The sequence below is a fragment of the Pseudomonas sp. McL0111 genome, from assembly GCF_052567255.1.
Genome location: NZ_CP199585.1, coordinates 4,667,400 through 4,686,326 on the forward strand (window position 1 = coordinate 4,667,400; position 18,927 = coordinate 4,686,326).

Genomic DNA, 18,927 nt, shown 5'->3' on the forward strand with positions numbered 1-18,927 from the left:
CCTGTGCTCAATTGCGCGGCGGCCCTTGCAGATCGAGTGGCGCAGCGTTGTCGGGACGGCCACGGATCAACGATTCCGGGTGGCGTCCCAGGTAATCGGAAAGCTCACGCAAGGAGCGCGACATGCGCCCAAGTTCGTCGAGGGTCGAGTTGAGTTTTTCCCGTTGCGGCGAATCCTCGGCCAGGGTCGAGCTGGCCGACTGCAAGGTCTTGCTGACATCGGCGAGGGTGGACTGCACGCCCGGTAGGGTTTTCGCATTGAACTGTTGCAGGCCTTTACGCAGTTCGACCAGATTGCTGTCGAGGTTGCTGGCGATGCGATCCACCGGCAATTTGTTCAGCTTGTCGACCACCGCTTCGAGTTTTTCCTGCAACTGTTCGAGGCTGCCAGGTACGGTCGGCAGAACAACCGGGCGGGCAGCCGGATCGAAGGCGACTTTCTCGGCCTTCGGAAAGAAATCCAGCGCCACGTACAACTGGCCCGTCAGCAGGTTGCCGCTACGGGCCTGGGCACGCAAACCGTTGTCAACGAACGTGCCAAGCAGGCGAATACCGGCGGCTTCGTCGTTGGGATCATGCTTGAAGGTGGTCAGCATCTTCCCGTAAGCCTGACCCAGACGCTGCGGGTAAATCACGATGCCGACGTTAAGCGGGAAGCTGCGTTTTTTCGGGTCGAAATCCAGGTTGATCGCGACGACGCGGCCGATTTCCATGCCGAGAAACTCCACCGGCGCATCTACTTTGAGGCCGCGCAGGGACTGATCGAAACGCAAACTCAGGTATTGCGCCTTGCCGTTAGGTGGCGCGAGGGCGGTCGACTGGTCAGCGAACAGGTCGAAATCTTTGTCGTCGGCTGCCACGACGTCGTTGGGGCTGTAATCCGGAGCACGGAAGGCGATGCCGCCAACCAGCAATGTCGAGAGCGATTCAGTCTTCACCGCGAACCCGTTGGCGCCGACATTGATATCGATGCCGCTGGCGTTCCAGAACCGGGTGTTTTCGGTGACGAAGGCGTCGTTGGGCGAATGGATGAACACTTCGATATTCACGCCTTTGCCATCAGGATCGAGGGCGTAGGTCACGACTTGGCCGACCGGAATTTTGCGGTAGTAAACCGGAGAGCCGATATCCAGCGATCCCAGGTCCGGGGCGTGCAACATAAAACGTTTACCCGGCTCGCCATAGGTGATCGGCGGCGGATTCTCCAGGCCGTTGAAACGTTTGGCACGACCATTGGCCTGGCCGATGTCGGCGCCGATGTAGTCGCCGGACAGCAGGGTGTCGATACCGGACACGCCACCGGCACCGATTCGCGGGCGCACGACCCAGAACTGTGAGTCTTCGCGAGTGAAGGTCTCGGCCTGCTTGACCAGTTTGATCGTGGCATTGACGCTTTTCTGGTCATCACTCAGATCAACGTCCGAAACATGGCCGATCACCACGTTGCGGTATTTCACCTCGGTTTTGTTAGCGGTCAGACCGCTGCCGGTCTTGAAGGTCACGACGATGGTCGGTCCTTCCTGCATCAGGTTGTGCACTACCAGCGAAATGCCGACCAGCACCGCGACAATCGGCACGATCCACACCAGCGATACGCTGAAACGGCGGGTCTTGATCGGGGCCTGGCCTGGTGCTCGTGGCTCGTCGGTGGCTGACGACTTCATTCATGTCCTCCTCGGTGTGTTGGGCAAATGAGCGTCAGGAACGCAAAAGCACCTCATCAATATAGAAGTGCTTCGCGATAGAGCAAATAAACGTGTGGGCCGGAGCAAAAGCAGGATCAAAAGATCGCTGCCTCGTTTCACTCGTGAGCTCCTACAAGGGGCTGTGCGGGAGCTGTTGCGCAGGTTATCCGAGCATTTCGCGCAGGCGATACCAGAACATGCCCAGTGCCAGCAGCGGTGAGCGCAGCGCCGGGCCACCGGGGAAGGTCATGTGCGGAACACCGCTGAATACGTCCATGCCTTGGCTGTGACCGGCATGAATCGCCTCACCGAGCAGTTTCGCGCACCAGTGCGTGACGTTCAGCCCGTGACCGGAATAGCCTTGCGCATAGAACACGTTCGGATGCTGCGTAAGGCGTCCGACCTGCGGGAAGCGGTTGGCGGTGATGCCGATCTTGCCGCCCCACTGATAGTCGATGCGCACGTCCGCCAGTTGCGGGAACAGCTTGAGCATCTTCGGGCGCATGTAGGCGGCGATGTCCGCCGGGTCGCGTCCGGAATAGTGACAGGCACCACCGAACAGCAAACGCCGGTCCGCCGAGAGCCGGTAATAGTCCAGGCCGACTTTCTGATCACAGAGCGCCAGATTCTGCGGGATCAACTGTTCAGCGCGCTCCTGCGACAACGGCTCTGTGGCGATGATGTAGCTGCCGGCCGGCAGTACTTTGCCGCTGAGCTTCTGTTCGAGTTCGTCCAGATGCGCGTTGCAACCGAGCACCAGACTGCCCGCGCGCACCGTGCCACCGGCACAACGCACCTGCACGGTTTCGCCGTGAACCAGCTCGAGCACCGGGCTCTGCTCGAAAATCCGTACGCCGAGTGACGCCGCCAGCCGCGCTTCGCCCTGCACCAGATCGAGCGGATGCAGATGGCCGGAACCCATATCGATCAGGCCACCGGCATAAACGTCAGCCGCGACCACTTGCTGGCGAATCTGCCCACGCTCGACCAGTCGCGTCTGATGCTCATAACCGAGTTCAGCAAGGCTGACTTGTTCTTCCTTGAACGCATCGAATTGCGCTGCGGTGTTGGCCAGCTCGCAGAAGCCCCAGCGCAAGTCGCAATCGATGCCGTTGTCGGTGATGCGCCGGCGCACCAGATCCACCGAGTCGATCCCGGCCCGTTGCAGGTAGCGCACGCCTTCAGTGCCGACATAGCGCGAGAAACCTTCGACCTCATGGCCGATGCCGCGAATCAACTGCCCGCCGTTGCGCCCGCTGGCGCCCCAGCCAATGCGCCGGGCTTCGATCAACACCACCGACAACCCGCGCTGCGCGATTTCGATGGCGGTGTTGACCCCGGTGAAACCGCCGCCGATCACGCAGACATCAACGCTCAAATCACCGTCCAGCGCGGGGTAGGGCGTGCCCGCCCGTGCCGAAGCGGCGTAATAGGAGCGAGCGTGTTCTTGGGTGTACTGGTTCATTTGTTCGACTTCACTTTGCTCCAGGACCGGGTCATCAGACGCATGATCGCTTGAGGCGGGGTGGTGGAAATGTAGAGCTTGTCGAGCACTTCCTGAGGCGGATAAACCTCTGGATTACTCACCAGCGCTGCATCCATGTATTGCTTGGCGGCCGGGTTCGGGTTGGCGTAACCGACCGAGGCGCTGACCTTGGCGATCACTTGCGGATCGAGCAGGTAGTTGATGAAGGCGTGGGCTTCCTTGGCGTTAGAGGCGTCGGCCGGAATCGCCAGCAGGTCGAACCACAGGTTCGAGCCTTCCTTCGGGATCGCATAGGCGATATTCACGCCGTTCTTGGCTTCCTTGGCGCGGTTGGCGGCCTGGAACACGTCGCCGGAGTAACCGAAGGCTACGCAGATGTCACCGTTGGCGAGGTCCGAGACGTATTTGGAGGAATGGAAGTAGGTGATGTAAGGGCGGATGCTCAGCAGTTTCGCTTCAGCCTTTTTGAAGTCTTCCGGGTTCTCGCTGCGTGGGTCCATGCCCATGTAGTTGAGGACGGCCGGGAATACTTCATCGGCGGAGTCCATCATCGACACGCCGCACTGCGACAGCTTCTTGATGTTCTCCGGTTCGAACAACACGGCCCAGGAATCGATGTGATCGATGCCGAGCACTTGCTTGACCTTGTCGACGTTGTAGCCGATGCCGTTGGTGCCCCACAGGTACGGCACCGAGTGCGCGTTCTGCGGATCGTTTTTCTCAAGCAGCGCCAAGAGTTTCGGATCGAGGTTCTTCCAGTTCGGCAGTTGTTCGCGATCCAGTTTGAGGAACGCGCCGGCCTTCACCTGACGTGCGAGAAAGTGGTTGGACGGCACGACCACGTCGTAGCCGGTACGGCCAGCGAGGAGCTTGCCTTCGAGGGTTTCATTGGAGTCGAAAACGTCATAGATCACCTTGATCCCGGTCTTGGCCTGGAAGTCGGCGAGGGTGGTTTCACCGATGTAGTCGGTCCAGTTGTAGACACTGACTTGTGGCTGAGCCTGAGCTACAGCGCTGAACAGAACCGTCAGAGCAACCGGGAGCACGGATTTCAATAGACGCATATCGACACCTCTTCAAATTATTGGAGTTTTTCAGGTGGGTACTTTCCCCTGTGGGAGCTAGCCTGCTGGCGATAGCGGTGGGTCAGTCATAGAGATGCTGACTGTACCGACGCCATCGCGAGCAGGCTCACTCCTACAGGGGGTTTTGGTGTTGGTTAAACGCTCAGCAGCAGGAATTCACGCTCCCACGAGCTGATCACGCGTTTGAAGTTTTCATGCTCGGCGCGTTTCACCGCGACGTAACCACGGACGAATTTGTCTCCCAGGTAACGGGCGACGGTTTCGCATTCTTCCATTTGCGTCAGCGCGTCTTCGATGGTGATCGGCAGGCGCAGATTGCGCCGTTCATAAGCCCGACCCTCGACCGCAGCGCTAGGCTCAATGCCTTCAACCATGCCGATGTAGCCGCAGAGCAGACTCGCAGCAATCGCCAGATACGGGTTGGCGTCAGCGCCCGGCAGACGGTTTTCCACGCGCATGGCTTCCGGGCCGGAGGTCGGCACCCGCAGGCCGACGGTGCGGTTTTCTTCGCCCCATTCAACGTTGACCGGAGCCGAGGTGTCCGGCAGGAAGCGGCGGAACGAGTTCACGTTCGGCGCGAACATTGGCAGCATTTTCGGAATGTACTTCTGCAAGCCACCGATGTGATGCAGGAACAGTTGGCTCATCTTGCCGTCGGCGTCAGCGAACACCGGTTTGCCGGTGACGATGTCGACCACGCTCTGGTGCAGGTGCATGGCGCTGCCCGGTTCATCGCCAATCGGTTTGGCCATGAAGGTCGCGGTGACGTTGTGCTTGAGTGCCGCCTCACGCAGGGTGCGTTTGAACACGGTGATCTGATCGGCCAGATCCAGCGCGTCGCCGTGACGGAAGTTGATTTCCATCTGCGCCGGGCCGTCTTCGTGAATCAATGTATCGAGGTCCAGACCTTGCAGTTCGCACCAGTCATAGACGTCTTCGAACAGCGGATCGAATTCGTTGGCGGCATCGATGGAGAACGATTGACGACCACTTTCCGCACGACCGGAACGACCCAGCGGCGCCTTGAGTGGCAAGTCCGGATCTTCGCAGCGCTGGGTCAGGTAGAACTCCATTTCCGGCGCAACGATCGGCTTCCAGCCTTTATCGGTGTAGAGCTGCAAGACTTTCTTCAGCACGTTGCGCGGCGACAGTTCAATCGGGTTGCCGAACTTGTCGAAGGTGTCGTGGATGACGATCGCAGTCGGCTCGATGGCCCACGGAATGACATACACCGCATCGGCGACGGGCTTGCAGACCATGTCGATGTCGGCCGGGTCGAGCAGGTCGTAGTAGATGTCGTCGTCGACAAAATCCCCGGTTACCGTTTGCAGCAGCACACTTTCCGGCAGGCGCATGCCTCGCTCATGCAGGAATTTGTTGGTCGGTGCGATCTTGCCGCGGGCGATGCCGGTCAGGTCGCTGACCACACATTCGACTTCGGTAATCTTGTGATCTTTCAGCCAAGTGAACAGCTGATCGAAAGGGGCATTCATAAAGACCTCATTATTGGTTTTATAGACGCCGGGGAGGGCGGGTTTCATCTTCCGCCCCTTCCCCTGTGGCGCGTTGACGACTATCTTGGGCGAGCCTTGCAGTTCCATCTATCCACTTTAAGCAGCACCAAAGCGCACCAAAAGAGTGCGCAAGGTCACCCCATGACAACGTGCAATCCGCTACATGTTCAAGCGTTCAACACCGCCGATGTCGGCGAACAAGTCCGCGCCACGCCGGGCTGGGTCCAGCATTACCAGCAGATGTCACCGGGGCATTTCGCCGGGCAGATCCGCTATCTGGACCTGCAGGGTGTCGAGGTCTATGAAGAGCAGATGAACACCCGGGTCGAGCAGAATTTCAGCGCGCCATCGGGTGCCCTGGCGTTCTGTTTTGATCGCAGCGACAACGCGCTGTATCTGCTCAATGAGGACAGCCGCAACATCTGGATCACCCCGGAGAACTACCAGGAAATTGCCGTGGTGTTCGGTCCGGAATTCGTCCGCCAACATGGCCTGGACGTGGCGAAACTCGAAGGGCTGTTCATGGCGCCGCTCAATTGCGGACAGAACGCGTTGTTCAGCCGCTGGCTGAGTACGACGCTGACGCAGTTGGCGCAAACCTTCGATCCGCCCAGTCGCGAAGCACTGACTCAGCAGTTGCTTGAGGATTGTCTGTTTCTTCTCGATAACGCGCGTGCAGGTCTTGACCGTGGCGGTTTGCAGCGTCGCACCGAGGAACGCACGATCATGAAACGCGTGGGCGAATGGGCGGCGGATTCACCGGAAGACACCATCAATCTGCTCGAGCTTTCGCACGTTGCCGGCGTTTCGCTGCGCCAGTTGCAAGAGGCGTTCAAGGATTACACCGGCATGACGCCTAGCCATTGGTTGCGTTTGCGCCGGTTGAACAGCGCCCATCGTGAATTGCTCAAACGCGGGCCGATGGAAACCACGGTCGCCGAAGTGGCGATGCATTGGTCGTTCTGGCATTTGGGGCGGTTTTCCAGCAGTTATCGGGCGCTGTTCAACGAACTGCCGAGTGAAACGCTCAAGCGTACGAGTAAATAAAACGCACTATGCAACGTGCGTTTTATTTCGATGAGTGTTGCTTGTTGATTGTTTATTTTCTTGTTTGTAGGTCTTGTGTGTAGGACGTGTCTTGCATATGTGGCGCGATGTTTCCTGATGACTGTCATTTTATAAAATATGATTTTTAATCAACGGGTTATGTTGATACTTGGTTATTTATCCATTCTTTGAATTGCGTAAAAACGTCATCTAGCTTTCTGCGGGTCGGTACAGCGGGTGTATCGGCCTTCACGAAAAGAGGCAATCAAGATGGCTGTTCCATTGAAAGAAACAGAAAGCAGTAACAACCTTCCACAAGCAGTCGTTCATCTTATCTCCGGGCAATACCCAGGCGCTGCACGCGACGCCGGGTTATTGACCAAAGAAGATGTGATCAAGATCAAACAGTACGTGAAAAAGGGCTTGTCACTGCCGGGTGAACTGCCTGAAGTCGAGTCCTATCTCAAGTACAAAACCATCGACGTGGCCGGTCTGGAACCAGCGGACATTCAGGTTCTGTTCAAAAAAATCCGTATTCATGCCGCCAGTTGGGATGCGGTCGAGAGCAAGATTCTCCAGCAAAGTATCGATCTGGCATCTGCCGCCAAGAATATTGTCAGCAGCGGCGGCGAGATCATTTCCGTAATCAAGGAAATGCCGATCATGGATCGGGTCAGAACCACCCTCGGGCAAATGAGTGGCAATGATCTGGCCGGCATCACTTATACATCCGATGACGGTGAAGTTGCCTCGGCGGTGGCTGAAATCATCAAGTTGATGAAAGTCGATATTCAGCGACAACAAGGCGCGACCAAAGAGCTCAAGGATCGCATTTCAAACTTCAAGATCGAACTGGCTGGCGGTGATCTGTCGAGCGGCAAACGGGTATTCGGTTTGCAGTCTGAAGTGAAGGGCAAGTACGACTTGATGGAACGCAATAATCTGATCGAGTCGATTGCCACCAGCAAACAGGCGATCAAGGACAAGAAAGCCCAGATCATCCAACTGGACAAGGACTACGACTATTACGTCGGTATGTCTTTCTCTGGCGGGCTGCCGATTTTCTGGATCATTTCAGGCTCGATTTTCGGCCCCAAAGCCGAGAATGCGCGCAAGGAACGCAATGCACTCAAGGACGAAGTCGATGCTCTGGAAACTGCCGTCAGCGGCAAAGAAAGTTTGCAGAGCGCGATTGAAAGCTCAATGTCGAACTTCGGTGATATCGGTATACGCATGGCCGGCGCCGAGGCTGCGCTGAACATTCTCAATACGATGTGGCAAACGATGCTCAGCAAGATCGACTCTTCCTCGCAGCAGTTCGAGCGAATTAATGATGCTTTGCGCCTGACCACTTTTGTCGCCGAGTTTGCCTTGGTGATCGACCCTTGGCGCGACGTGAAAAACACCGCAGGCGAGTTGGTCGCGACGTTCAACGATGCATTGGAAGAATACAAAAAGACCTTCAACTGATTGCCCATTTGATTCGAGGATTATTGCCATGAACGGCGTAACACCTATCGTCACCGTGCACATTCAAGCCATCGATGCGAAGAAAATCGTGCAGACCATCCGCGATATTTCGAAACTCGCGCGCTTCAGAAACGAGCGCTCCGATGTCTTGCAAGAGCGGGCGCAACGCATCGCTGCTTACTTGAACAACACCGATCAAGCCCTGCGCGAGTCATTTCCGGTACTGCTGACCGCGTTGAACAATGCGAAGGGAGAAAGCTACTTCGCTGCACTCGACGAATTGCGCGAAGCATTGGGCAGGGGAGACCTTGGCCAGGAAGATCGCACATTGATCGGCGGCGAAATTCGCAACATCAAAGGCAACATCGAAGCGATGCTCGAACGGGTCGAAACCCGGTTTCGCGAGTGCGCGCAGCGTCTGGAATATGACGTGACCAGCGTCTACAAAGTTGAAATCGAAGAACGAGCCGACGAACCGTTGCGGGTCGCCAAAGAGCGCAAGGCGCGGATACTCGCGCAGCTCAATGAACACAGTTCCAACAAGGCAACGTGCGTTGAGCAGCGAGACATTCTGGTCAAGGCACAGGATGTGATTCGCGAGTTCAACCTGGCGGACATGTACAAAAACTACATTCCATCGGCTGATGCGCTGGACAAGATCGATATGGAAAACCCGAAAAAGGAAGCGGTGAAGCAGGGCATCGAACTGGTGCGCAAGGTACTGGGAGTGATTTCGGATGGCATCAAGTACAGCGAACTGGCGACGTCCCGCAACAATCTGGACAAGGAAATTCAGACCATCAGCCAGTTGATGGATGGACTCAACAGCAATCTGGATCTGGCTGAAGATGTGTTGTCGGATGCCAATGCGATCGCCGACATCAGCCGTCAACGGCGGGTGGCCGGTGAGGAAGTCATGGCGGTGGCCAATGTCTGGAAGGGCTTTGCTGTCGCGGTGGCACGGCTGAAGGACACTGAATATGCGCCGAGTGATTTGTCTTTACTGCTTGGTCGATATCGGGTTCATCTGGATACGCTGAGTGCCGACTACAACACGTTGATGATTAATTGAGGGGAGGGCGCGGTTGATCAAGCGATTGACCGCGCCTGTGTCAGCGATTGAGCAGAAAGACCTTTGTATCGCGATTCAAGTTAATTAGAATCAGTCTCATTTGAATTCTAACTTCGCGCAGGGTCTCTCGACATGATTGAAGCAGCGACGCCATCGCAGCACAGCCTGGACGAACTGTATCGTGATCATCGGGCTGGCTGGAAAGTTGGCTGCGGCGGCGCCTGGGCAATGCCTGGGATGCGGCCGATCTGAGTCAGGACACTTTCCTGCGTGTGCTGTGCAGCTCGCAATCGATTATCGAAATGCGCGAGCCGCGCGCGTATTTGCTGACCGTGGGCAAACGCCTGCTGAGCAATTTCTACACCCGCCGCAGTCTGGAACAAGCCTATCTGAGCGCCTTGGCGAACTTGCCTGAAGAGAGTGTGCCATCGCCGGAGCTGCGCTGGGCATTACTGGAAACCCTGCAAGCGCTGGATGAGTTGCTCGACGGTTTACCGCGCCCGGTACGTCGAGCGTTTTTGCTGAGTCAGCTTGATGGGCTTGGCTACCGCGAAATCGCCGAACGGCTGAAAGTCTCCGAACGCACGATCAAGCGTTACATGGCACAAGCCTACGAGCACTGCTTGCTGGTGAACTTGTAATGCGTGCTGCACCAACCAGCGAAGCACGCGAAGTTGCCCGTGCGGCGGCCGAGTGGTTGGCCTTGCTCGAAGCGGGCGAGGCCGATGCGGAAGATCACGCTCGTCTGCAGAGCTGGCGCAGCAGTGACAGCCGTCACGAGCAAGCCTGGCAAAAGGCGCAATTCTTGCGCCAGCGTTTTTCCCAGCTGCCATCGGCATTGGTCATGGCTACGCTGGATCGTCCGGACCCGGCTCGTCGGGCGGCACTCAAACGCGCACTCGGTGTGGCGGCGCTGGTGCCAGCGGCGTGGCTGATCAGTCGGCAACTGCCGCTGGATGTCTGGCGTGCGGATTTGCATACCGGCACCGGCGAACACAAGCGAATGCCGCTGGCGGATGGCAGCACGTTACAACTCAACACCGCCAGCGCGGTGAATGTCGATCTCGGGGCGCGTCAGTTAACGCTGGTGCGCGGTGAAATGGCTCTGAATGTCCCCGGCAGCGCGGCCCTGACTATTAATGCACCTTACGGCCGGATCATCGTCAGCCGCAGCGAGGTCTGTGTACGTCTTAACGAACGGGACTGCAATGTCTCGGTGGTCAGCGGTTCAGTAAGGTTGCAACCGCTGCACGGGCCGGTTCTGGTTCTGCGCGAAGGTCAACAGGTTAGTCTGCAAGCTTCTGGAGCTGGCTCGGTATCTGGCTTCGACGCGAATATGCCCGGTTGGCGCGACGGTGTGCTGACCGCACAAAACCAGCCGCTGGGGATTTTCCTTGCTGAGCTGAGCCGTTACCGCCCGGGGCTGTTGCGTTGGGAACCGGCACTGGATTCATTGCGTGTCACTGGCAGTTTCCGTCTCGACGACACCGATAAAGTGCTCGCGCTGCTGGCCGCCAGTCTGCCGCTGGAGGTGCATTCGCGCACTCGATTCTGGGTCACGCTGACTGCTCGAAAAAATATTGCCTGAAGCCTGTCCCTTTTTTTCGCGTCGCTGGTCATTCCAGGTAAGTGAACAAAATCGAGAGCTTCTTCCAATGCCCGCAGTATTCCCAAGTCGTTTGCGTCCGTTGTTGCAGTTGAGCCTCCTGTTGAGCTTGAGCACCAGCCCGTTATTGATTTCGTCCAGTTGGGCCGATGACGCACCGCGTCGCAGTTATCAAGTGCCGGCCGGCAGCCTGAGCGCTGCGCTGACGCGTTTCGCCGGCCTGTCCGGGGTCAACTTGTCGGTGGACCCGGCGCTGGTCAGTGGCCGCAACAGCAATGGGTTGTCCGGTGAGTTTGGTGTGGAGGAGGGCTTTGCCCGGTTGTTGATGGGCTCCGGCCTGCAACTGCAACCGGTGGGCGATCAGGCTTATATCCTGACGCCTGCTCCCGAGGGCAGCAGCCTGCAACTGGCACCGACCTCGATCCTCGGTGCCAACGACTCGCAAAGTGCCGAGACCTTCGCCGGCGGCCAGGTGGCACGGCGTGGTTCGCAAGGTCTGCTGGGATCGAAAGATTTCATGGACACACCGTTCAGCATGACCACCTACACCAGTGAGGCAATCGAAAACCTGCAGGCGCGAACCCTGGGGGATCTGGTCGCCAGCGATCCCTCTGTTCGTGCAACAAATCCGGCAGGCGGGCGTTATGAGCAATTCACCATTCGCGGTTTGAGCCTGTTCAATAGCGATGTTTCCTATAACGGTCTTTACGGCGTGCTGCCGACTTACACCATCGACATGGAAATGGCAGACCGCGTGGATATCCTCAAGGGCCCGAGCCAGTTGATCAACGGCATCTCGCCGCGAGGCAGTGTTGGCGGCGGGATCAACGTGGTGCCCAAACGCGCCACTGACAAGCCGATCACTTCATTGACCGCCGATTATGCCTCCAACAATCAACTGGGCGGAGCGGTGGATGTCGGGCGGCGTTTCGGCGAGGACAACAAGTTCGGTTTCCGTTTCAACGGGGTCAAACAGTCCGGCGATACGGAATGGGATCATCAGAGTGTTGATCGTGACATGGCCGTGCTGGGACTGGATTTTCGCGGTGAGCGTCTGCGCCTTTCTACGGATGTCGGCCACACCGAACGTGATACCGACGCGCCGCAAGAGAGGGTGCAGGTCGGCGCCAATGCGCGGGTTCCGAGCGCCAACGATGTGCGTCACAACTATGCGCAAGCGTGGAGCCAGGCACGCACCAAAGACACTTTCGGCACGTTCAACGGCGAGTTTGATGTCAGCGATTCGGTGATGTTGTACGGCGGCGTCGGTGCCCGCAAAAGCAACCACGACTTCCTTCGCCATGCGGTTTCGGTGACCAACGATGCCGGTGACTTCAGCGTGCAACCGCGTGATTTTACCCGCGATGAAAACGTTCGCACCGCCACGGCGGGTGTACGTAACTGGTTCCATACCGGGTCGGTAAGCCATGAGGTCAATCTGGCCGCCAGCTACTTTTACATGGACTTCGAAAACGGCGGCGCACGTTACGCTTCGGCGCCCAGCAACCTCTACAACCCGGTAGACACACCGACGCCGAATCGGCCGACGCGTCAGGACGCCAAGGTCTACACCGAGAATCGCTTCAGCGGCGTGGCACTCTCGGACACGTTGGGTTTCTTCGACGATCGATTGCTGTTGACCCTCGGCGCGCGCTGGCAGCGGGTGAAAGTTGATGACTGGAGCGATGACGTCAAAGGCGACACGGCTTACGACGAGGAAAAGGTTTCACCGTCCGGTGGCATCCTGTTCAAGGCCACCGACAAACTGTCGCTGTACGCCAACTATATGGAAGGCTTGAGCCAGGGCAAGATCGCGCCGTCGACGTCGGTGAACGAGGATGAAATCTTCCCGCCCTTCATCAGCCGTCAGGTCGAGGTTGGCGCGAAGTATGACGCCGGCGCCTACGCATTGACTGCCGCCGTGTTCAGAATCAAACAGCCGGCTTACGAAACCAATGCCACGACACGAGTGTTCGGGCCCAATGGCAAGCGACAGAACGACGGGATTGAATTGAGTGTGTTCGGCGAACCGCTCAAGGGTGTCCGGCTGCTGGGCGGGGTGATGTACATCGACAGCGAACTGACCAACACCACCAACGGCACGTTCGACGGCAACCGTGCACCGGCAACGCCCAAGTACAACGTCAACCTTGGCGCCGAATGGGACGTGCCGAGCGTGCAGGGCCTGACTCTGACCGGGCGCGGAATCTACTCCAGTTCGCAGTATCTGGATCAGTCCAACCAGAAGGAGATCGACTCGTGGGAACGCTTCGACGTCGGCAGTCGATATGCCTTCAAGGTCGATGACAAGAACATCACCTTGCGTGCCAACATCGAGAACGTATTGGACAAGCGCTACTGGAGTTCGGCCGGCGCCTCGGATGACAGCGAACCGGGCCTGACCCTGGCGACCCCGAGAACCTATCTGCTTTCTGCCACTGTCGATTTCTGAAGAGTTGTCGCCATCGTCAGGCACAGTTTTTTTCGCGCCTGACGATGGAATCGACAGGCACATTCCCGTGTATTAACCGCGAGATTTGCAACAGTGCAGCAATGACAGATACCGCACCCGCGCTGACAGCTAATACCCAGCCAGGCACTTGCAGGAGCAGGATAAATCCTCCCGCAGCCGCACCCAGAGCGCTGCCCAGGTAAAGTGCTGACTCATTCAGGGCTACAGCAAGGTTGCCATCACCCTTGTGACCGCGCGCAGCGATCAGCTCGTTGTTCTGCGGCACTTGCAGCGCCCAACCGACGGCACCCCAAATGGCAATCGGGATCATGGCAAGCCAAGGCGTGATTGCCGCGGCCGCCGGTAATGCAAACAACGAAACGCTGAGCGTCACCAGAATCAGGAACGTCAGCATAGGCCCCTTGATACGATCGACCAGCGGGCCGACGAGGAAACTGCCTGCAACACCACCCAATCCCCAGACCCAAAGATAGGGCGTGATATTGGTGACTCCGCCATATTCCGCAGCTGCCATCAACGGCACCATAAAGGTGTACATGCCGAGACTGGCGACGGCCGCCAGCAATGAAACCATCAAAATGGTCAGCACATTGTGATCGCCGAGCAAGGCGAGCTTGCGACTGAAGGGTATCGCTGGCTCCGCAGGAATTGCCGGTAACTTGACGACCAGACCCACCCAGGAGATGAAGCCAAGAAAGGCCACCAGCCACAGCGCCGTCTGCCAGCCGAATCGTTCGGCGAGCAGCAGACTGACTGGCACTCCAAGCACTGTTCCGCTGGCCATGCCACCCATGATCAAGGCAATCGCCTTGCCTCTCAGTTCGGGTGCCGAAACAGCTGCCGACGCCGCGATCCCGGTTGCCAGATAGACGCCCGCACCGACGCCGGCAATGGCACGCCAGATCATCAGAGAAACAAAGTCATCGACCAAGGCACTCGCCACGTTGGCTATAACGAACAAGGCCAGCGCGACCAGCAACCCAAAGCGCTGCCGCTGTGCCGGCAGCATGGCGACGAAGACCGGGGAGCCGATGCCATACGCGAGCGTGAATGCAGTCACCAGTTGTGCCGCGACGGCCACTTGCACATCGAAGGCCTGTTGGATCATCGGGATCAGGCCAGCCGTTACGTAGGACGCCATTCCCAAAGCGAAGGCGCCGGTGGCGATCAAGTAAACCGCCGCCGCCGCAGCCGAACGGCTTCCTTGTTGGCGATCGAGGTCTTCGTCAAGTTTCGGGTTCATACTGTGTACTCCTTGGTAGTATCGAATCTCGCGATAATCCTTCGCGGATGAACATCGACCCTGTGTTTGCGGGCCGAGCGGATTCTTTAGCAGCTTGACCGTTAGTACAATGGCCACTGTTTATGGTGTTACTGGGAGTAACTGGTTAATGGAAAGGAATCTGCAGCGCACTCGACAGGACCTGGCTGAGTTTCTACGCAGTCGTCGAGAGCGAATAACGTTGGCAGAGGTTGGTCTGCCGAATACCGGCAGGCGCAGAACACCCGGGTTACGACGCGAAGAGGTCGCTGCGCTGGCGGGTGTCGGGCTGTCTTGGTACACCTGGTTTGAGCAGGGACGCGACATCAGCGTATCGCCCGCGTTTCTGGACAGTCTCTGCCAAGTCCTCAAGCTTGACGCCATGGAGCGCAAGCATCTTTATCTACTCTCTCTTCAGCGCCCACCGGTGGAGCAGGGCAGAACATGGTGCGCCGTCCCCCAGATAATTCATCGCCTGATGACGGATCTACAACTGCGACCGGCGTATGTTCTGAATCTTCGCTGGGATGTTCTGGCCTGGAATTGCGCGGCTGACAAGATCTTCAAGTTCTCTGATAAAGCGCCAGAGCAGCGCAATATTTTGTGGATGCTGTTTAACGATGCACGCATGAAATCGCTGTTCAATCCTTGGGACGATCAGGCGATTCAGATGCTTTCCAGTTTCCGCAGAGATTATGTTCACGCGTCTAAAGAAAGTGATGTGTCGTCGTTGGTGCACGAACTGGAGGATTCGAGTCCGGAATTCAAGGGCTGGTGGTCAAGGCACGACATTCATGGACCTTGCCAGGGTATTCGGCATTTATCGATTGAATCGTTCGGCGATGTCACGCTAGAACATACGACGTTGACAGTTGATGTCGAAAAGCATCTGCGTCTTGTGTACTACGCGCCGGTGGAACAGGGAATTTTGCTGTTCGAATTTGAAAGATGGCTGGCAGATGAGAATGTAGAAGCGAAATTGGAAAGGAGCTGATTATCTGTGCAGAGCAGGGTAATCGGCTTCAGATATATTCATTATTGGTATAACTAAACTAAATGACCGTTTAGTTTAGTTATATTAAATTCATTAGAAATCAATCAGAAGGTTACGGATTCATGCATAAGCCCAACGCCCAGGCAGTGATCTCGGCGCTCGAGTTGGAACCTCACGTTGAAGGCGGATATTTCCGCAGAACCTTTCAGGCCGATCAACGCCCGATGCTGGAAACAGAACGCGGTGAACGTTACCTGATGACGTCGATTTATTACTTGTTGACCGAGCAATCGCCAATTGGGCGGTTTCATTTCAACGAGTCCGACATCCTGCATTTTTTCCACGCCGGCGACGCACTTGAGTACACGCTGATTTTTGCCGACGGATCATTGCAAACCTTGGTGATGGGCAGCGACATTCTGGCGGGACAGCTTTTACAGATGCATGTACCTGGCGGCATTTGGAAAGCTTCACGTTTACTGGATGGATCGAATGGGTTTGGTCTGATCAGCGAAGTGGTTTCGCCAGGGTTTGATTTCGGGGATATGCAAATGGGGGATCGTCAGAAACTGACAGCGCAATTTCCACAGCATCGAGCACTGATTGAAAAGCTGACGTTGGATGAAGATTGAGGGCTGTGCAGGAGATTGAATTGCTGCGTACAACCGGGGCTATCTGGTAATACTTTGTTACGTGTAATGTATATTATGTTAAATGATGTGTGTGGGCAGAACTCCCTATGATTGGGTCAATCTCCCTGCTTTCGATTTTGCGGACGTATGCCATGAAAGTTCTGATAGACCGCCGACCGCATCAACTGATGCCAGCCGTTTGCGGCGGCAACAGCCAGTGTCGTTCAGTGGTCCATCCAAGAAAAACCTGAGCCCCCGTACTTTTCTGGCGGCTCAGGGTCAATGGGAGCCCGGAAGCTGCCACACGCAATCCCGTAATTGCCGGTAGAAATCTCTCTCGGAATACTTTGGGTTGAGCCGCGAAATGAGCTTCTATGCTATCGATAACGCAACGCATCTTGGCGTCTTCCAGCATGGATAAATAAAACACCATCTGCCGCCAGGCATAAGCGGTATTTTTGAGCATCACCAAGCTTGAATGGTAGAACTTGATTTCCATCTGCTGCCGCATACATATCCATTGGAAACACTCCTGAGCAAGTGAATCCAAGCGATGATTTAGCAGCGTTTTTAAACCGAGCTCACCAAATAAAAGTGAAAGGTTTTGCGTCGTCAAAATCTGTTGTTGCTCGATTATTCTTCCGTTGGTTGCCGCGTGCCATGCACCCAGGGGTGCATCAGCCCGCTGTGCGCACAGGTTCGCCATTGCGTCGCTGGAATCCGAGCCCCGCTGGAAATAGTTTCTTCTCTTCGATTTTGGCTTATCGGGAAGGATCGCCAACTGGTTCGTGTCGATGTCGTAGTAATGGGCGTAAAGGGTGCCACCTATTACTGAGGCCGCTCGCCTGGCAGCTTCCGCGAATTTGTTCGAGAAGTTTCCCATGAAAATGTCCGCAGCGACCTCCTCCACAAACGGAAGATTCAGCTTCGCTGTGACAGCAAGCGAAGCAAACTCTTGAAGTAGCTTGTTCGGAAGGATTGCCTGAGGGAAAGCAGAGAGGGTCATCGCCGAGGCTTCGATCAAGGCCTGTCTGGCCCCCTCAACTGTGACAGCGTGTGTCTCACGTTCACCTTCGACGGCTGCCATCCAAGGCAACTCACCGATTTTTACTTGGCTCCGTAAATTGAGCAGCAGCAATGAGCGGCGTCGCCGAAAAGCACGGTACGTTGCGACAGACAACGTACGCAGTGTCTTATCGCGAAATCCGACACTGCAAATTTCGGCTGTCATCGCTGGCAGTACTCGCGCCACGGTATCCCCAGATGTGATCAATCCCTTGTCAATCAACTCAGTGATGGTTCCCTTTTGGCAGCGCTCGAGGCGTCGGCGAACTGCGGGAGGAATGGCAACACCTATTACCAGTGAATATGCCTTCGCTTCTTCACTGGTAATGGGTTCCAACAGGGAAGAAAAATCAGAGATGCCTTCCGATCTCGGATAACTGGTCAGACGCTTGGAAACCGCCTTGGCGATCAGATGATGCTCGGGCGCGGCCACCTGATGGAGCTGCATCGCTCGGTTCTGTAGATGATCTTCCGATTCGGGATGACCATGTTTGCACACAAAATCATTGACGATCCGCCGAATACGTCCGACTTGACGCCCTGTGAGCGAAGCTGGATCACGGGAGCAGAGTCTCAGCAAGGTGCACAACTCCCCTACCCGATCCCTGAAAGGTTCAATGTTGAGGGTCTCATTTCTGACGGTGGTATCGAACCGACTATTTAGCGCATTCGCCTGCTCAAGCCAGCCTTCAGGATATTGCCGACAAGGCCAATCATCCTGATATGTTAAGAGGAAGAGCGAAATGGCTGCGTCGTAGAGAGGTAACCGAGTCGTGACTACATGTTTTTGCGCCGCCAGGCGCTGCTGGGCTGGGAGTTTTGAAAGCAGCTTTACAATGTCGCCGACATCGAATATCTGCACTTCCGCCGACGCAATCGGCAGCCCGTCAGAAGCCATCGGAAAGAAACGCAGTTGCTCAAAAAAAGGCGCAATCGACTCTATCAGTCTGCGCGCTTCCTCCGTGCGCTGCTTGCCCAACAGCCAAGCCACAGACAGTAGCGCTGCCTCTTCTGGTACATCGATTCGATACTCACTGGTCTTCAGTTGTTTTTGCAGTGCTTCGATCCCCTCATCCGAAAGGTGCCAGATGTTGAGGTCAAGTCGTTCAAAGCCAGGGCGGATGCCAGGGATTGAGGCGGTAAGTTGTTGCTCGTAGTCGGTCAGTGCTCCACCGGCCAGATACTGTCCAGTGGCAAAACCACCCGTGACTACCTCCAGTGTGACCCATTCAGGCATATCCACGAATGGTGCGCGCGAGCCATAACGCGCAGTGCCCTGCACCATGTGCTCGACTACCCGCTGCCAGCGCTCAATCCGTTCGAGCGTTTTTGCGTCAGTTTCGAGACCCGATGCGGTCAATGCTCGAGACAACTGAAAGGCCGCATAACCGGCGTTAATGCCGACCATTGCATCCGATTCCCTATCGTACCTGGACATGCGCCCTTCTGACCCTGCAATGTAGTGGGTCCGGGGGCTGGATTCGAACCAGCGCCCACCCGGTTAAGAGCCGAGTGTTCTACCGCTGAACTACCCCGGA

At 56.6% G+C, this 18,927-nt stretch carries 13 protein-coding genes, 1 tRNA gene and 1 pseudogene; 8 read left to right on the forward strand and 7 right to left on the reverse strand.

From position 1 onward, the window contains the following. Positions 1-7: 7 nt before the first annotated feature. The 4 genes from ACTWLJ_RS21295 to ACTWLJ_RS21310 form a co-directional block, all read right to left on the reverse strand. Entirely contained in the window at positions 8-1,663 is a 1,656-nt protein-coding gene (locus ACTWLJ_RS21295; RefSeq protein WP_445178323.1) for a PqiB family protein, read from the reverse strand. A gap of 184 nt (positions 1,664-1,847) precedes the next feature. Then, complete coding sequence (locus ACTWLJ_RS21300) at positions 1,848-3,149, reverse strand: NAD(P)/FAD-dependent oxidoreductase (RefSeq protein WP_445178324.1); 1,302 nt, start codon at positions 3,147-3,149, stop codon at positions 1,848-1,850. After that, positions 3,146-4,234 carry a polyamine ABC transporter substrate-binding protein gene (locus ACTWLJ_RS21305; RefSeq protein ID WP_401208028.1) on the reverse strand — a complete coding sequence of 363 codons (1,089 nt, stop codon included), beginning with the start codon at positions 4,232-4,234 and terminating at the stop codon, positions 3,146-3,148. The genes ACTWLJ_RS21300 and ACTWLJ_RS21305 overlap by 4 nt, the downstream gene beginning before the upstream one ends. A gap of 155 nt (positions 4,235-4,389) precedes the next feature. Beyond that, positions 4,390-5,748 (reverse strand): glutamine synthetase family protein, encoded by a 1,359-nt coding sequence (locus ACTWLJ_RS21310; RefSeq protein WP_445178325.1) that lies wholly within the window; start codon positions 5,746-5,748, stop codon positions 4,390-4,392. Positions 5,749-5,910: 162 nt separating this feature from the next. Here ACTWLJ_RS21310 and ACTWLJ_RS21315 point away from each other — a divergent pair, with 162 nt between their 5' ends. The 6 genes and pseudogenes from ACTWLJ_RS21315 (at position 5,911) to ACTWLJ_RS21340 (ending at position 13,416) form a co-directional block, all read left to right on the forward strand. Then, the gene (locus tag ACTWLJ_RS21315) at positions 5,911-6,816 is read left to right on the forward strand and encodes a helix-turn-helix domain-containing protein (protein ID WP_445178326.1); all 906 of its coding nucleotides are present in this window, start codon (positions 5,911-5,913) and stop codon (positions 6,814-6,816) included. Between the two features lie 270 nt (positions 6,817-7,086). Continuing rightward, on the forward strand, positions 7,087-8,286 hold the full coding sequence (locus ACTWLJ_RS21320) for an alpha-xenorhabdolysin family binary toxin subunit A (protein ID WP_445178327.1): 1,200 nt from the start codon (positions 7,087-7,089) through the stop codon (positions 8,284-8,286). A gap of 28 nt (positions 8,287-8,314) precedes the next feature. After that, positions 8,315-9,358: an alpha-xenorhabdolysin family binary toxin subunit B gene (locus tag ACTWLJ_RS21325; RefSeq protein ID WP_445178328.1), complete on the forward strand. Its 1,044-nt coding sequence runs from the start codon at positions 8,315-8,317 to the stop codon at positions 9,356-9,358. 132 nt (positions 9,359-9,490) lie between these two features. Then, positions 9,491-9,999 (forward strand): annotated as a pseudogene (locus tag ACTWLJ_RS21330) (sigma-70 family RNA polymerase sigma factor). Continuing rightward, positions 9,999-10,946, forward strand: a complete 948-nt coding sequence (locus ACTWLJ_RS21335) for a FecR domain-containing protein (RefSeq protein WP_445178329.1) — start codon at positions 9,999-10,001, stop codon at positions 10,944-10,946. Before ACTWLJ_RS21330 ends, ACTWLJ_RS21335 begins: the two are co-directional and overlap by 1 nt. A gap of 67 nt (positions 10,947-11,013) precedes the next feature. Next, on the forward strand, positions 11,014-13,416 hold the full coding sequence (locus tag ACTWLJ_RS21340; RefSeq protein ID WP_445178330.1) for a TonB-dependent siderophore receptor: 2,403 nt from the start codon (positions 11,014-11,016) through the stop codon (positions 13,414-13,416). Positions 13,417-13,432: 16 nt separating this feature from the next. Here ACTWLJ_RS21340 and ACTWLJ_RS21345 read toward each other — a convergent pair whose 3' ends face one another. Further along, positions 13,433-14,578, reverse strand: coding sequence for an MFS transporter (locus tag ACTWLJ_RS21345; RefSeq protein ID WP_445181395.1), 1,146 nt, complete (start codon positions 14,576-14,578; stop codon positions 13,433-13,435). 250 nt (positions 14,579-14,828) lie between these two features. Here ACTWLJ_RS21345 and ACTWLJ_RS21350 point away from each other — a divergent pair, with 250 nt between their 5' ends. After that, positions 14,829-15,692, forward strand: a complete 864-nt coding sequence (locus tag ACTWLJ_RS21350; RefSeq protein ID WP_445178331.1) for a helix-turn-helix transcriptional regulator — start codon at positions 14,829-14,831, stop codon at positions 15,690-15,692. A gap of 122 nt (positions 15,693-15,814) precedes the next feature. Beyond that, positions 15,815-16,324: a cupin domain-containing protein gene (locus ACTWLJ_RS21355; protein WP_445178332.1), complete on the forward strand. Its 510-nt coding sequence runs from the start codon at positions 15,815-15,817 to the stop codon at positions 16,322-16,324. 181 nt (positions 16,325-16,505) lie between these two features. Here the strand turns inward: ACTWLJ_RS21355 and ACTWLJ_RS21360 are convergent, their stop codons facing one another. Both ACTWLJ_RS21360 and ACTWLJ_RS21365 read right to left on the reverse strand, forming a co-directional pair. Next, complete coding sequence (locus tag ACTWLJ_RS21360) at positions 16,506-18,797, reverse strand: hypothetical protein (protein WP_445178333.1); 2,292 nt, start codon at positions 18,795-18,797, stop codon at positions 16,506-16,508. Positions 18,798-18,852: 55 nt separating this feature from the next. Beyond that, positions 18,853-18,927: transfer RNA gene (locus ACTWLJ_RS21365), tRNA-Lys, on the reverse strand.

Excerpts from the sequence above, each read along its gene's own strand:
- ACTWLJ_RS21295 (WP_445178323.1), bottom strand. The coding sequence starts at position 1,663 with ATGAAGTCGTCAGCCACCGACGAGCCACGAGCACCAGGCCAGGCCCCG.
- ACTWLJ_RS21300 (WP_445178324.1), bottom strand. The coding sequence starts at position 3,149 with ATGAACCAGTACACCCAAGAACACGCTCGCTCCTATTACGCCGCTTCG.
- ACTWLJ_RS21305 (WP_401208028.1), bottom strand. The coding sequence starts at position 4,234 with ATGCGTCTATTGAAATCCGTGCTCCCGGTTGCTCTGACGGTTCTGTTC.
- ACTWLJ_RS21310 (WP_445178325.1), bottom strand. The coding sequence starts at position 5,748 with ATGAATGCCCCTTTCGATCAGCTGTTCACTTGGCTGAAAGATCACAAG.
- ACTWLJ_RS21315 (WP_445178326.1), top strand. The coding sequence starts at position 5,911 with ATGACAACGTGCAATCCGCTACATGTTCAAGCGTTCAACACCGCCGAT.
- ACTWLJ_RS21320 (WP_445178327.1), top strand. The coding sequence starts at position 7,087 with ATGGCTGTTCCATTGAAAGAAACAGAAAGCAGTAACAACCTTCCACAA.
- ACTWLJ_RS21325 (WP_445178328.1), top strand. The coding sequence starts at position 8,315 with ATGAACGGCGTAACACCTATCGTCACCGTGCACATTCAAGCCATCGAT.
- ACTWLJ_RS21335 (WP_445178329.1), top strand. The coding sequence starts at position 9,999 with ATGCGTGCTGCACCAACCAGCGAAGCACGCGAAGTTGCCCGTGCGGCG.
- ACTWLJ_RS21340 (WP_445178330.1), top strand. The coding sequence starts at position 11,014 with ATGCCCGCAGTATTCCCAAGTCGTTTGCGTCCGTTGTTGCAGTTGAGC.
- ACTWLJ_RS21345 (WP_445181395.1), bottom strand. The coding sequence starts at position 14,578 with ATGGCGTCCTACGTAACGGCTGGCCTGATCCCGATGATCCAACAGGCC.
- ACTWLJ_RS21350 (WP_445178331.1), top strand. The coding sequence starts at position 14,829 with ATGGAAAGGAATCTGCAGCGCACTCGACAGGACCTGGCTGAGTTTCTA.
- ACTWLJ_RS21355 (WP_445178332.1), top strand. The coding sequence starts at position 15,815 with ATGCATAAGCCCAACGCCCAGGCAGTGATCTCGGCGCTCGAGTTGGAA.
- ACTWLJ_RS21360 (WP_445178333.1), bottom strand. The coding sequence starts at position 18,797 with ATGGTCGGCATTAACGCCGGTTATGCGGCCTTTCAGTTGTCTCGAGCA.